14 protein-coding genes are annotated in these 13,421 nt (G+C 72.5%); 6 read left to right on the top strand and 8 right to left on the bottom strand.

Annotation, left to right across the window (positions count from 1 at the left end):
* Nucleotides 1-7: 7 nt before the first annotated feature.
* The 4 genes from AAT21_RS33320 (at nucleotide 8) to AAT21_RS33305 (ending at nucleotide 4,210) form a co-directional block, all read left to right on the top strand.
* Nucleotides 8-682: an urease accessory protein UreF gene (locus AAT21_RS33320; protein ID WP_046780706.1), complete on the top strand. Its 675-nt coding sequence runs from the start codon at nucleotides 8-10 to the stop codon at nucleotides 680-682.
* 194 nt (nucleotides 683-876) lie between these two features.
* Nucleotides 877-1,572, top strand: a complete 696-nt coding sequence (gene ureG / locus AAT21_RS33315) for an urease accessory protein UreG (protein WP_046780705.1) — start codon at nucleotides 877-879, stop codon at nucleotides 1,570-1,572.
* Entirely contained in the window at nucleotides 1,569-2,354 is a 786-nt protein-coding gene (locus AAT21_RS33310) for an urease accessory protein UreD (RefSeq protein WP_046780704.1), read from the top strand. Before ureG ends, AAT21_RS33310 begins: the two co-directional genes overlap by 4 nt.
* 182 nt (nucleotides 2,355-2,536) lie before the next feature.
* On the top strand, nucleotides 2,537-4,210 hold the full coding sequence (locus AAT21_RS33305) for an alpha/beta hydrolase (protein WP_079026133.1): 1,674 nt from the start codon (nucleotides 2,537-2,539) through the stop codon (nucleotides 4,208-4,210).
* A 58-nt stretch (nucleotides 4,211-4,268) separates the two neighbouring features.
* On the opposite strand, the gene AAT21_RS33300 is transcribed toward AAT21_RS33305, so the two are convergent.
* The 6 genes from AAT21_RS33300 to AAT21_RS33275 form a co-directional block, all read right to left on the bottom strand.
* Nucleotides 4,269-4,979: a lysophospholipid acyltransferase family protein gene (locus tag AAT21_RS33300; protein WP_046780703.1), complete on the bottom strand. Its 711-nt coding sequence runs from the start codon at nucleotides 4,977-4,979 to the stop codon at nucleotides 4,269-4,271.
* Between the two features lie 84 nt (nucleotides 4,980-5,063).
* A complete protein-coding gene (locus AAT21_RS38285) occupies nucleotides 5,064-5,222 on the bottom strand; it encodes a hypothetical protein (RefSeq protein ID WP_031150049.1) in 159 nt (52 codons plus the stop codon).
* A gap of 32 nt (nucleotides 5,223-5,254) precedes the next feature.
* Nucleotides 5,255-6,211, bottom strand: coding sequence for a cytochrome c oxidase assembly protein (locus AAT21_RS33290; RefSeq protein WP_046780702.1), 957 nt, complete (start codon nucleotides 6,209-6,211; stop codon nucleotides 5,255-5,257).
* 102 nt (nucleotides 6,212-6,313) lie between these two features.
* Complete coding sequence (locus AAT21_RS33285) at nucleotides 6,314-7,339, bottom strand: 6-phosphofructokinase (protein ID WP_030960129.1); 1,026 nt, start codon at nucleotides 7,337-7,339, stop codon at nucleotides 6,314-6,316.
* Between the two features lie 215 nt (nucleotides 7,340-7,554).
* Complete coding sequence (locus tag AAT21_RS33280; protein ID WP_030841891.1) at nucleotides 7,555-8,283, bottom strand: type 1 glutamine amidotransferase; 729 nt, start codon at nucleotides 8,281-8,283, stop codon at nucleotides 7,555-7,557.
* 28 nt (nucleotides 8,284-8,311) lie between these two features.
* Nucleotides 8,312-9,550: a MurT ligase domain-containing protein gene (locus AAT21_RS33275; protein ID WP_046780701.1), complete on the bottom strand. Its 1,239-nt coding sequence runs from the start codon at nucleotides 9,548-9,550 to the stop codon at nucleotides 8,312-8,314.
* 123 nt (nucleotides 9,551-9,673) lie between these two features.
* Here AAT21_RS33275 and def point away from each other — a divergent pair, with 123 nt between their 5' ends.
* The gene (gene def / locus AAT21_RS33270) at nucleotides 9,674-10,228 is read left to right on the top strand and encodes a peptide deformylase (protein WP_046780700.1); all 555 of its coding nucleotides are present in this window, start codon (nucleotides 9,674-9,676) and stop codon (nucleotides 10,226-10,228) included.
* A gap of 133 nt (nucleotides 10,229-10,361) precedes the next feature.
* On the opposite strand, the gene AAT21_RS33265 is transcribed toward def, so the two are convergent.
* The gene (locus AAT21_RS33265; RefSeq protein ID WP_046780699.1) at nucleotides 10,362-11,006 is read right to left on the bottom strand and encodes a TetR family transcriptional regulator; all 645 of its coding nucleotides are present in this window, start codon (nucleotides 11,004-11,006) and stop codon (nucleotides 10,362-10,364) included.
* Between the two features lie 214 nt (nucleotides 11,007-11,220).
* Between AAT21_RS33265 and AAT21_RS33260 the strand changes: the two genes are divergently transcribed.
* On the top strand, nucleotides 11,221-12,450 hold the full coding sequence (locus AAT21_RS33260; protein ID WP_046780698.1) for an acyl-CoA dehydrogenase family protein: 1,230 nt from the start codon (nucleotides 11,221-11,223) through the stop codon (nucleotides 12,448-12,450).
* Nucleotides 12,451-12,881: 431 nt separating this feature from the next.
* Here the strand turns inward: AAT21_RS33260 and AAT21_RS33255 are convergent, their stop codons facing one another.
* Complete coding sequence (locus AAT21_RS33255) at nucleotides 12,882-13,319, bottom strand: SRPBCC family protein (RefSeq protein ID WP_046780809.1); 438 nt, start codon at nucleotides 13,317-13,319, stop codon at nucleotides 12,882-12,884.
* Nucleotides 13,320-13,421: the final 102 nt, after the last annotated feature.

Here is a 13,421-nt window from a genome sequence, read left to right as displayed (position 1 = left end):
TCCTCGCATGAGCCTCGCCGCCCTGCTCGTCCTCGCGGACGGCCGGTTCCCCGCCGGGGGTCACGCCCACTCCGGCGGGGCCGAAGCCGCCTGCAAGGCGGGCCGGATCCACGACGCCGCCACCCTGGAGGACTTCTGCCGGGGCAGGCTGCACACCGCCGGGCTCACCGCGGCGGCACTCGCCGCCGCGGCGGCCCTCGGGCTCGACCCGGCCGTGCTCGACGCCGCGGCCGACGCCCGCACCCCGTCGCCCGCGCTGCGCACCGCGGCGCGACGGCTGGGCCGCCAGCTGCTGCGGGCCGCGTGGGCGACCTGGCGCGACCCCGGGCTGGAGCGGCTCGCCGCCGCGTTCCCGCGCGGCGCCCACCAGCCCGTCGTGCTCGGCGTCACCGCCCGGGCGGCCGGGCTCGGGCCGCTCGACGCCGCGCACGTGGCGGCGTACGAGAGCGTCGGCGGACCGGCGACCGCCACCGTGCGGCTGCTGGGCCTGGACCCCTTCGAGGCGAGCGGGGTCCTGGCCCGGCTCGCCCCCGAGCTCGACGCCGTCGCGGCCCGGGCCGCCGAGGCCGGACGCCGGGCGCTGCTGGACGGCCCCGAGGCCCTGCCCGCGGCCTCCTCGCCCCTGCTGGAGATCGCGGCCGAGGTCCATGCCGGCTGGCCGGTACGCCTGTTCGCCTCCTGACCGCCCGCCGCCCGCCGCCCGCCGCACGACGACTGCCGACCGGCGCACGACGACTGCCGCCCGCCGCACGACGACTGCCGACCGGCGCACGACGACTGCCGCCCGCCGCACGACGACTGCCGACCGGCGCCTTCCGCCCTCCGACCGGCGCCCGACCGCGCCGGGCGCACCCCTTCGACCCCGGGAGCATCCCCATGCACCTCGACCACGCCGTCGCCCACACCCACCGCTACACCCACAGCGCCGAACCGCTGCGCGCCGACGGCACCCGGCGCGCCCTGCGCATCGGCCTCGGCGGACCCGTCGGCTCCGGCAAGACCGCCACCGTCGCCGCCCTCTGCCGCGCCCTGCGCACCGACCTGTCCATGGCGGTGGTCACCAACGACATCTACACCCGCGAGGACGCCGAGTTCCTGCTCCGCGAAGCGGTCCTGCCGCCGGAGCGGATCACCGCCGTCGAGACCGGAGCCTGTCCGCACACCGCCATCCGCGACGACATCTCCGCCAACCTGGAAGCCGTCGAAGAACTGGAGGAGGCCTTCCGCGAGCACGCCCCGCTCGATCTGATCCTCGTCGAGTCCGGCGGGGACAACCTCACCGCCACCTTCTCCCGGGGGCTCGTCGACGCCCAGATCTTCGTCATCGACGTCGCCGGCGGGGACGACATCCCGCGCAAGGGCGGTCCCGGTGTCACCACCGCCGACCTGCTCATCGTCAACAAGACCGACCTCGCCCCGCACGTCGGTTCCGACCTCGGCCGGATGGCCCGTGACGCCGCCGAGCAGCGCGGCGAACTGCCCGTGGCCTTCCAGTCGCTGCGCGGCCCCGAGGGCGTGGCCCCGGTGGCCGACTGGGTCCGCGCGCGGATCGCCGCCTGGACCGTACGGTGACCACCGCGCCCCCCGCCGCCCCGCCCGCCACGGGGGTGCGGGCCACCGCCCGCATCCACGCCGTGGCCGACGGGCGGGGCGGGACCGCACTGCCCCTGCTGGCCGGCGAGGGTCCGCTCGCCCTGCGCCGCACCCGTGGCGGGGAGGCCGAGGCCGGCGTCGTGCTCGTCGGCGCGATGAGCGCCCCGCTCGGCGGCGACCACCTCACCGTCCGTGCCACGGCCGGGCCCGGGGCCCGGCTGGCCCTGGCCTCGGCGGCGGCCACCCTGGCCCTGCCCGGCCGGGCGGGCGAGCCCGCGCGCTACGACGTGGAGCTGGACCTGGAGGACGGCGCCTCGGTGCGGTGGCTGCCGGAGCCCCTCGTCTCGGTCCGCGGCAGCGACCTGCGGGTGCACACCCGCGTCCGGCTGGCGCCGACCGCACGCCTGCTGCTGCGCGAGGAACAGGTCCTCGGACGGCACGGGGAGCTGTCCGGTCTGCTGCGCAGCCGCCTCACCGTCACCCGCGGCGGCCGGCCGCTGCTGGACCAGGAGCTCGCCTGCGGCCCCGGCGGCCCGGGCGGCTGGGACGGCCCGGCCGGCCTCGCCGGACACCGGGCCGTCGGTCAACTCCTTCTCGTGAATCCTGAGTTTGAGACCGACCCGCCGCCGCCCGCGGTGCTGGGGGAGTGCGCCGCGGCCACTCCGCTGGCCGGTCCGGCCGTCCTCGTGACGGCCCTGGCCGCGGACGCCCTCCGGCTGCGCGAGGTCCTCGACGAGGCCTGCCGGACCTACCACCGCTGACCGCGGGACGAATCGGGCACCGCTCAGCGGTACACGGCTCTCCGGTTATCGGGTTGGCAAAGAAGCCGGCATCACCCTGTCGCCGGGACGTGCCCGGACGACAGGATCCCCCTGCACGCCGACGACCGAAGGCAGCCAACCAGGCCGCCCACGGCGGCATCTGACGCAGGGGGAACAACCACGTGATACGCAACGCGGCGCTGGGGAGCGCCGCCACACTCGTCACCGGCGCACTGGCCGCGGGCCTGTTGCTCGCACCGCCGGCGGCCGCGGCCCCGGCCGACCGTGACATCCGCCTCCCGGAGACGCTGGGCGTGCAGATCGCCGCCGCCCGCGCCGCCCGCAGCGGGATCGACTGGAAGGACTGTCCCGCGGACTGGGGCCTCGCCGCCCCCATCCAGTGCGGCTGGGTGAAGGTCCCGCTGGACTACGCCAAGCCGTACGGCAAGGCGATCGACATCGCCGTCGACCGCGCCGTCAGCACGGGTACGAAGGAGGAGCGCCAGGGCGCCCTCGTCTACAACCCCGGCGGCCCCGGCGGCTCCGGCATGCGCTTCCCGCGCCGCTCCACCTCCCGGAGCCCGCTGTGGGTCAACACCGCGAAGGCGTACGACTTCGTGGGCTTCGACCCGCGCGGGGTCGGCCACTCGGCGCCGATCTCCTGCGTCGACCCGCAGGAGTTCGTGAAGGCCCCCAAGGCCGACCCGGTCCCGGACACCGAGGCGGACAAGCGCGCCCAGCGCAAACTCGCCGCCGAGTACGCGGACGGCTGCAAGGAGCGCAGCGGCGAGATGCTGCCGCACATGACCACGCCGAACACCGCGCGCGACCTCGACGTCATCCGGGCCGCCCTCGGCGAGAAGAAGCTGAACTACCTCGGCATCTCCTACGGCACCTACCTGGGCGGGGTCTACGCGACCCTCTTCCCGACCCATGTGCGCCGCATGATCGTCGACAGTGTGGTGGACCCGTCGCGGGACAACATCTGGTACGAGGCCAACCTCGGCCAGGACGTCGCCTTCCAGATGCGCTGGAACGACTGGCAGGACTGGGTCGCCAAGAACGACGCCGTCTTCCACCTCGGCGACACCCGCGCGAAGGTCGAAGCCAAGTGGCAGGAGCTGCGCGGCAAGGCCAAGACCAACCCGCTCGGCGGGATCGTCGGCCCGGCCGAGCTCATCGGCTTCTTCCAGAGCGCCCCGTACTACGACTCCTCCTGGGTGCCCGTCGCCCAGACCTTCGCGGCATGGGCGGCCGGTGACGAGCAGGCGCTCATCGACGCCATCGCCCCGGACATGTCGGACACCAAGGGCAACGCGGCGGCGGAGAACAGCAACGCCGTCTACACCGCCGTCGAGTGCGCCGACGCGAAGTGGCCCACCAGCTGGACGAAGTGGGACCGGGACAACACCCGGCTGCACGAGAAGTACCCGTTCCTGACCTGGTCGAACGCGTGGATGAACCTGCCCTGCGCCACCTGGAGGTCCAAGCAGCACACCCCGGTCGAGGTGGGTGCCGGGCGCGGTCTGCCACCCGTCCTGATCGTCCAGTCCGAGCGGGACGCGGCCACCCCGTACAAGGGCGCGGTCGAACTGCACCGCCGCCTCGTCGGCTCGCGTCTGATCACCGAGCAGAACGCCGGTTCGCACGGTGTCACCAGCCTGACGAACCCGTGCATCAACACCCGGGTGGACGCCTACCTGCTGACCGGCAAGGTCGACGCCAAGGACGTGACGTGCGCCCCGCACGCCGCTCCGGTCGCCCCGGCCCCGGCCGCGGCCGCCACCGCGCTCTCGCTCGACCACGGCACCGGTGCCGGCTGGCCGCAGCGCGAGGAGCTCCCCGCAGTCCGTTGATGAACGCAAGGACGGGAGGACGGGCAGCCGCCGGGTGAGCGGTGAAGCGGGAGAAGGCTCAGCGCGTCGTGCGCCGGGCCTTCTTCCGTGCCTGCTCCTCCTCGGCCTTCACCTCGGCCGCGTACCGGTCGACGTACTCCTGCCCGGACAGGCCGAGGATCGCGTACATGATCTCGTCGGTGACCGCTCGCAGGACGGCGCGCTCGCCCTCCAGGCCGGCGTACCGGGAGAAATCGAGCGGCTCGCCGAAGCGGATCGTGACCCGCCGGATCTTCGGGATCTTCTGCCCGGGCGGCTGGATCTCGAAGGTCCCCACCATCGCGCAGGGGATGACCGGCACCCCGGCGCCCAGGGCCATCGCGGCCACGCCCACCTTGCCCTTGTAGAGCCGGCCGTCGTGCGAGCGCGTGCCCTCCGGGTAGATGCCCAGCAGCTCGCCCTTGGCCAGCACCCCCAGCCCTTCGCGCAGGGCGGCCTGGCCCGCGTCCTTGCCGGACCGGTCCACCGGGATCTGGCCGGCGCTGCGGAAGAACGCCGCGGTGAGCCTGCCCTTGAGCCCGGGACCGGTGAAGTATTCGGCCTTCGCCAGGAAGGTGATCCGCCGCGCCAGGATCGCGGGCATCAGGAAGTGGTCGGAGAACGACAGGTGATTGCCCGCGACGATCGCGGCGCCCTCCGCCGGGATGTTCTCCAGGCCCTCGATCCGCGGCCGGAACAGCAGCCGCAGCAGTGGGCCGAGGAACACGTGCTTGAGCAAGTGGTAGAACACCAGGCCGCTCCTGTCGGTATCCCGTCGTCACGGCCATTTTACGGACGGTGAGTCCCGGGATGGAGGGGGCGGCGGTGACCTTCCTCAGGCATTGCGCGAGGCGGCCATCCCCGCGGTCAGCAGCCCCAGCACCACCCAGCCGAACCACAGCCAGCCGTTGCTGCCGAGGACCACCGAGTACGTGGCGACGGCCACCAGTGCGGCGAAGGTCATGACTGCCATCGCCTTAACGGATCCGGTCATGCCCCATGGTGGCGCGCCGGAACGGGATCGCGCTACCGGCCACGCGCTCGGAGCGAGGCAAGATACGCGTTGTACGCCTCCAGCTCCTGGTCGCCGTTGCGGTCCGCGGCCCGGTCGGAGCGCTTCGCGGCCCGCTGCTCGGAGTGGTACCACTGGTAGATCAGGGCGATCAGCACCAGCACCGAGGGGATCTCGCTGAACGCCCAGGCGATGCCGCCGCCCCACTGCTGGTCGAGCAGCGGATCGATGCCGAGGGAGGCCGGCGGGTTCGCGTACGTCTTGATCATCGGCTGGCTCGCCATCATCAGGGCGATGCCGAAGAACGCGTGGAAGGGCATGCCCGCGAAGAGCTCCAGCATCCGCATGACGTAGCCCGGACGGTGCGGACCGGGGTCGATGCCCATGATCGGCCAGAAGAAGATCATGCCGACCGCGAAGAAGTGGACCATCATCGAGATGTGCCCGGTGCGGCTCTCCATCAGGAAGTCGAAGAGCGGGGTGAAGTACAGCGCGTAGAGGCTCGCGATGAACATCGGGATCGTGAAGGCCGGATGGGTGATCACCCGCATGTACCGGCTGTGCAGGAGCGCCAGCAGGAGCTCGCGCGGCCCCTTGCGCCCGCGGCCCGCGGGCGGCAGCGCGCGCAGCGCCAGCGTCACCGGGGCGCCCAGCAGGACCAGGATCGGGGTGATCATGCTGATCACCATGTGCTGGACCATGTGCACGCTGAACATGACCATGCCGTAGTCGTTCAGCTTGGTGCACATCACCAGGATCACGGTGAGCACACCGAGGGTGAACGCGATCGTCCGGCCCAGCGGCCAGGAGTCCCCGCGACGGCGCAGCCGCAGCACGCCCCACCCGTACAGGGCGAGCCCCAGCAGGGAGCCGAACAGGAAGAACGCGTCGAAGGAGAACTCCAGCCCGCGCCCGAGAGTGAACGGCGGCAAGTCCATGTGCATGTCCATGCCGTGCCCGCTGTGGTCCATCTGTTCACTCCCTCGACTGTGCTGCCCCACCACAGTAGTGCCGCCCCCGTACGCTCGTGCGCGCGGGGGCGGTCTGCCACAAATGGGACGCCGGGGGAGCGGTCAGAGAACCGTCTGGGCCTCTTCGTAGCGCTCGGCCGGGACGGTTTTCAGGGTCGAGGTCGCCTCGGCGAGCGGGACCATCTCGATCTCCGTGCCGCGCAGCGCGGTCAGCATGCCGAACTCGCCCCGGTGCGCCGCCTCCACCGCGTGCCAGCCGAACCGGGTCGCGAGGACCCGGTCGTACGCGGTGGGCGTGCCGCCGCGCTGGACGTGACCCAGGATCACCGGCCGGGCCTCCTTGCCCAGACGGTTCTCCAGCTCAACGGCCAGCAGGTTGCCGATACCGGCGAACCGCTCGTGGCCGTAGATGTCCTTGCCGCGCTCCTCGAAGGCCATCGAGCCGGGCTTGGGCTTGGCGCCCTCGGCGACCACGACGATCGCGAACCGCTTGCCCGCGGAGAAGCGCTCTCCGACGATCGCCGTCAGCTCGTCTATGTCGAAGGGGCGCTCCGGTACGACGATCGCGTGCGCGCCGGCCGCCATGCCCGAGTGCAGGGCGATCCAGCCGGTGTGGCGGCCCATGACCTCGACGACCATCACTCGCTGGTGGGACTCGGCGGTGGTCTTCAGACGGTCGAGCGCCTCCGTGGCGACCCCGACGGCGGTGTCGAAGCCGAAGGTGACGTCGGTGGAGGCGATGTCGTTGTCGATGGTCTTCGGGACACCGACGATCGGCAGACCGGCCTGCGAGAGCAGGTTCGCGGCCTTCAGGGTGCCTTCGCCGCCGATCGGGATGATCGCGTCGAGACCGAGGTCGGCGACGTGCCCGCGGGCACGCTCGACACCGTCGCGCAGGTGCGCGGGCTGGACCCGGGAGGAGCCGAGGATGGTGCCGCCGCGGGCGAGGATGCCGGCGACGGCATCGAGGTCGAGCTTGCGGTAGTCCGCCTCCAGCAGGCCCTTCCAGCCGTCGTGGAAGCCGATCACCTCGTCGCCGTGGTCGACGACGGCACGGTGCACGACGGAGCGGATGACGGCGTTGAGGCCGGGGCAGTCGCCACCGGAAGTGAGCACACCTATGCGCATGGCAGAAGAGACCTTTGCAACGTGGGCCGGCGACCGGACCACGTCGTCCGGTTGGAACTACGGCCACCCTACAAGCGGTTTGGAGGTGTGCTGAACCATCCTCCACATGCTGGTCGTGATCGTCGTGCGAAACGACGTCGGCCCGGTTCCCCCTAGGGAAAACCGGGCCGAACACATGATGCGGGGGCCGCCCTGATGAGCGCTCCGCGAGGGTGCTAGGCGGGCTGCGTCGCAGCCGCGATCCGCTCCGCGCGCAGCGCCTCGTACCACCGGTCGTCTATGGCCGGCAGGGCGTTCACGTCGAGCGCCAGCTTCAGCAGCAGGTCCGCGATCTGCGGGTTGCGCGCCATCACGGGCCCGTGCATGTAGGTGCCGAACACCGTGTCGTTGTACGCGCCTTCGGTGCCGTCGCCGGTGCCGTTGCCGCGGCCCATGGTCACCCGGGCGAACGGCTTCGCCGTCGGGCCGAGGTGGGTGACGCCCTGGTGGTTCTCGAAGCCCGTCAGCTGCGGCAGGCCCAGCCGCGGGTCGATGTCGGCGAGGACGTCGCCGACGCACCGCTCGCCCTCACCGCGCAGGGTGACGACGTCCAGCAGGCCGAGGCCCTCCTGGCGCTGGCCCTGGTCGTTGACGAACTCTTTGCCCAGGATCTGGTAGCCGGCGCAGACGGAGAAGACGATCGCCCCGTTCGAGACGGCCCGCTCCAGACCGCCGTCGCGCAGCAGCCGCTCCGCGGCCAGGCGCTGCGGACGGTCCTCGCCGCCGCCGATCAGGTAGATGTCGCCCGAGGTGGGGATGGGCTGGTCGCTGCGCACGTCCACGCGCTGCACGTCCAGGCCGCGCTGGCGGGCCCGGCGCTCCACGACGAGGGCGTTGCCCTGGTCTCCGTACGTGCTGAGCAGGTCGGGGTAGACCCACACCAGACGCAGGCTGTTGTCGCTCATGCTCTTGTGTCCTCTGGGGGTATGAGTACTAGTTGCCGACGCGGCGGCGCACGTCCTGGAAGGCGGTGTAGTTGGCGATCAGCTCGATCTGTCCGGGCGGCGCGAGCTGCACGGCCTCGTCGAGGGTCTCGCACACCCGGAAGTCCAGGCCCGCGACCTCCAGGCGGACCGCGAGGTCCAGCTTGCGGTCGCCGATCACGAAGATCGGGTGGCCGGCCAGGCGCGGGTAGTCGACGTCCCACAGCCAGGAGGTGTCGGTCCCGTCGGCGCCGCGCGCGTTCACGGAGAGGATCACCGGGGTCGGCGGCGGGTCGATCAGCGAAAACGTTTCGAGCCAGCCCGCCGGGTTCTTCGCGAGCAGCAGTCGCAGCTCCCGGCCCTGGAAGTTGACCACGTCGTAGCGTCCGGCGACGGCCTGCACCTGGTACATCCGCTCCAGCGCGACCTGCGGCGGGACGCCGAAGACGGCGGCCACGGCGGCCGAGGTGGCGGCGTTGGCCTTGTTGGCGCGGCCGGGCAGCTGGAGGTGGATCGGCCAGGCCGAGCCGTGCGGGTCCAGCACGTGGTCGCCGGAGAGCACCCAGGTCGGGCTCGGGCGGCGGAAGCCGCACTCGCCGCAGAACCAGTCGTCGCCCGGGCGCTGCATGACACCGCCGCAGGAGGGGCACGACCAGGCGTCGTCCTTCCACTCCTGGCCGGCCGCCACCCACACCACGTTCTGCGAGGAGGAGGCGGACCAGACGATCAGAGGGTCGTCGCAGTTGGCGACGATGACGGCCTTGGAGCCCTGGAGGCCCTCACGCCACTTCTCCGCGAGCATGCGGGTCTCGGCGGCGCGGTCCAGCTGGTCGCGGGAGAGGTTGAGCAGGGCGATCACCTTGGGGGTGACGTCCCGGGCCACTCCGGCCAGGTACTTCTCGTCGACCTCGATGACGCCGTACTTGGCGTCCGAGCCGCCGGCGAGCGCCGAGGTGATGCCCGCCGGCATGTTGGCACCGAGGGCGTTGGAGACGACCGGACCACTGGCTCGCAGGGCCTCGGCGATCAGCCGGGTCGTCGTGGTCTTGCCGTTCGTCGCTGATACGAGGACGACGTCGAGGTGTTGCGCCAGCGCGCCGAGAAGATCGGGGTCGAGCCTGAGTGCGACCTTGCCGCCGATCACCGATCCGCTTCCGCGTCCCGCGGCCCGCGACACCGCCGCCGCGGCCTTGCCCGCCGTCACGGCCAGCTTGGCCCGCGGCGAAAGCGGCTCCGTGTTGCCTGCCATCGTCCCTTGTCCTCCTAGCGTCGGTCGGCCCCAGCCTATCCAGTACCGGCCGGAGCCTTGACCGCGGCGCCCCCGCCCCGCCGCGGATCTCCTCATATAGTCGCCCGTCGTACGCTTACGGCCATGCGACAGCGCCTCATCCCCGGTACCACCGGACTCGTCCGCACCATGAGCCTGCTGGGTGATCCGGTGCTCCACTCGCCCTGCCCGGAGGTCACCGAGTTCGGCCCGGCCCTCGACCGCCTCATCGAGGACATGTTCGCGACGATGTACGCCGCCGAGGGCGTCGGCCTCGCCGCGAACCAGGTCGGTGTCGCCCAGCGGGTGTTCGTCTACGACTGTCCCGATGACGAAGACGTACGGCACGTCGGGCACATCGTCAACCCGCGACTGGTGACGGCCGACGGGGACGAGTTCCTCGGGCCCGAGGGCTGCCTGTCCCTGCCGGGGCTGGAGGCGGGCACCGTCCGCTTCGACCACGCGGTCGTGGAGGGGGTCACCTCGGACGGCGCGGCGGTACGGATCTCCGGGACGGGCTTCTTCGCGCGCTGCCTCCAGCACGAGTGCGACCACCTCGACGGGACCGTGTACGCGGACCGCGTGACGGGGATGCGGGCCCGTCGGCTGCGGCGGGCCATCCGCAAGGCCCCGTGGAGCCCCGGCGCGGCGCGCGGCTAGGGCGTGGCGCGGGCCCGGACGGAGTCCGGTGCCCGACGGAGCCGGGTTTCCCGGGGCGCGGCCCCGGACCCCGCGCCTCAAACGCCGGCGAGGCTGGATCGGGGCGGCGCAGTCCGGCAAACGCCGCGGCGGGTCAGAAGCCGGGGCCGTCCTCACGGTTGCCGGCGGTGGCCAGGCGGCCCCAGAGGAGATCGGTGAGGGCCGCGACCAGGTCCGCGCGCTCGCAGGGGCGTTCGCCCAGCCACCAGTCGCCGGCCGCGTGCATCATGCCGACGATGCCGTGGCCCCAGACTCGGGCCAGCCGCTCCCCGCCCGGGCCGAGGTCGACCCGCTCGCTGATCACCTGGGCCAGCTCCTCGCCGAGCCGGCGCAGCAGCGGCGCCGAGTGCAGGCCGACGTCGAAGCCGCGCTCGGCGGTGTGCGAGTCCTCCGCGGGGTGCATCAGGAAGCGGTAGACCTGCGGGCGGGCCTCGATGGCGGCCAGGTAGGTGTCGAGGGTCGACTCCACCCGTCGGCGGCGCTCGGCGGGGGCGTCGAGCGCCGCCCGCAGCGAGTCGAGGAGCGCGTCGGTGTGCCGGACGGCGAGTGCCTGGTAGAGGCCCGCCTTGTCCCCGAAGTGCCGGTAGAGGATGGGCTTGGTGATTCCGGCCTCGGCCGCGATGGCGTTCATGGAGGCCTTGGGGCCGTCCCTGAGCACGACCCGGTCGGCGGCTTCGAGCAGCTCGCGCCGGCGGCGTTCGGCCGCTCCCGGTTCGCCGGTCTGCTGCGTGGTCTCCATGACGTGTTCTCTCCCCGCCCTTGCGATGTGCGTGACGCCCACGCAACGTAACACCCAAGGCACCCCGGCGATCGAATCGGCGGACCCGACCTGGCGGCCGCCGACGGCATCGGTCGTGCTTGACAGTGCTTACTCGCCGGTAACAGACTGTGCCTCCCAGGTGGGTTACCGCTGGTAACTTCCGGAGCGAACGCGTGCGACAGGTGGAGGGGATATGGCGGAGTTCACCATGGAGCTGAACGACGACCAGAAGCAGGTGCGGGACTGGATCCACGGCTTCGCGGCCGATGTGATGCGACCCGCCGCCGCGGAATGGGACGAGCGCGAAGAGACTCCGTGGCCCGTCATCCAGGAGGCCGCCAAGGTCGGCATCTACTCGCTGGACTTCTACGCCCAGCAGTTCTTCGACCCGACCGGGCTGGGCATCCCGATGGCCATGGAGGAGCTCTTCTGGGGCGACGCAGGCATCGCGCTGTCCATCGTCGGTACCGGGCTCGCGGCGATCGGCGTCGTGGCCAACGGCACCGAGGAGCAGATCGGCACCTGGATCCCCCAGATGTACGGCACCCCCGACGACGTGAAGGTCGCCGCCTTCTGCTCCTCGGAGCCGGATGCCGGCTCGGACGTCGGCTCGATGCGCACCCGGGCCGTCTACGACCAGGCCAAGGACGAGTGGGTGCTCAACGGCACCAAGACCTGGGCCACCAACGGCGGTATCGCCAACGTCCACATCGTCGTGGCCGTCGTCGACCAGGAGCTGGGCACCAAGGGGCACGCCTCCTTCATCGTGCCGCCGGGCACGCCCGGGCTGTCGCAGGGGCAGAAGTTCAAGAAGCACGGCATCCGCGCCTCCCACACCGCCGAGGTGGTCCTGGAGGACGTACGGATCCCCGGCAACTGCCTGCTCGGCGGCAAGGAGAAGCTGGACGAGCGGCTCGCCCGGGCCCGGGAGCGGGCCCGCAGCGGCGGGGGCGAGCGGGTCAAGAACGCGGCCATGGCGACCTTCGAGGCCTCGCGGCCGGCCGTCGGGGCGATGGCGGTGGGCACCGCGCGTGCCGCGTACGAGGTGGCCCTCGACTACGCGAAGACCCGTACGCAGTTCGGCCGCCCGATCATCGACAACCAGGGCGTGGCCTTCCAGCTCGCCGACATGCGCACGCAGATCGACGCCGCCCGGCTGCTGGTCTGGCGGGCGTCGTGGATGGCGGTCGCGGGGCGGCCCTTCGAATCGGCCGAGGGGTCCATGTCCAAGCTCTTCGCGAGCGAGGTCGCCAAGAAGGTCACCGCCCAGGCCGTCCAGATCCTCGGCGGCAACGGCTTCACCCGCGAGTACCCGGTCGAGCGGATGCACCGGGACAGCGCGATCTACACGATCTTCGAGGGCACCAGCGAGATCCAGCGGCTGGTGATCGCGCGGACGATCTCCGGCATGCCGATCCGCTAGCGCGGAGCCGAGCCACCCCGCGGGGCCTGGCGGCCCCGCGAACCCCAGCCCCACGGTGCCTGGCGGCCCCGCAGCCCCGCGCCGGCGGGCGCCTGCGGCCCCGCGAACCCCAGCCTCGCGGGGCTTGGCGGTCCTGCGGCCCCGGGCCGGCGGGCGCCTGCGGTCCTGCGGCCCCGCGAACCCCAGCCCCACGGTGCCTGGCGGCCCTGCGGCCCCGGGCTGGCGGGTGTCTGCGGTCCTGCGGCCTCGCGCCGGTCTGCGGCCCCGCGAACCCCAGCTCCGCGGGGTCTGGCGGTCCTGCGGCTCGCACTGGCGGGTGTCTGCGGCCCCGCAAAGCCGCACCCGCGAGACTTCGCGGGGCCCTGAGGCTCGCGCCCGGCTCCGGCCCCGCGCCACCACACCCGCGTCGGCGTCCCGGCCGGGGGCGGGCTTCAGGCTCGGAGCAGGCGGGTGAGGGCGCGGGTGAAGACGAGGTGGGCGGCCTTCGCCACCAGGGGGTCCAGGGCGCGGGGGAGGGCGCGCAGGCGGAGGTCCTCGCGCCAGTGGATCTCCGCGCCGCCCGTCGTGAGGGGGCGGATCTCGATCTCCGCCCAGCCCGTCACGGGACGGCCGCGCTTCTCCAGCCGGACCAGCCCCGGCGAGTCCGCCGCGGGGGGCCGCCAGACGACGACCTCCATGCGGTCGTCGAATGTGATCCTGCCCACACCCGTGCGGGCCGTGAAGATCGTCCCCACTCGCGTCGGCGGCGCCGTCTCGATGATCGTCCGCGTGAGAGGGACCTGCGCCCCGTGGCGCTCCCAGTCGGTGAGCCTCGACCATGCCTCGGCGGCGGGCGCGGACGTACGGTGAACGATCCGGATAACGGGCATGAGCGCATGGTAATCGGGCATACACACCGTGAACTGGACGGCGAATATGGGTTCCGTCCGGGGGTGGCGATCAGTAATACTCGCCGCCACCGTGGATCGCGG

The sequence above is a fragment of the Streptomyces yangpuensis genome (assembly GCF_001005295.1).
Lineage (GTDB): Bacteria > Actinomycetota > Actinomycetes > Streptomycetales > Streptomycetaceae > Streptomyces > Streptomyces yangpuensis.
This window is presented reverse-complemented; position numbering and strand designations above follow the sequence as displayed.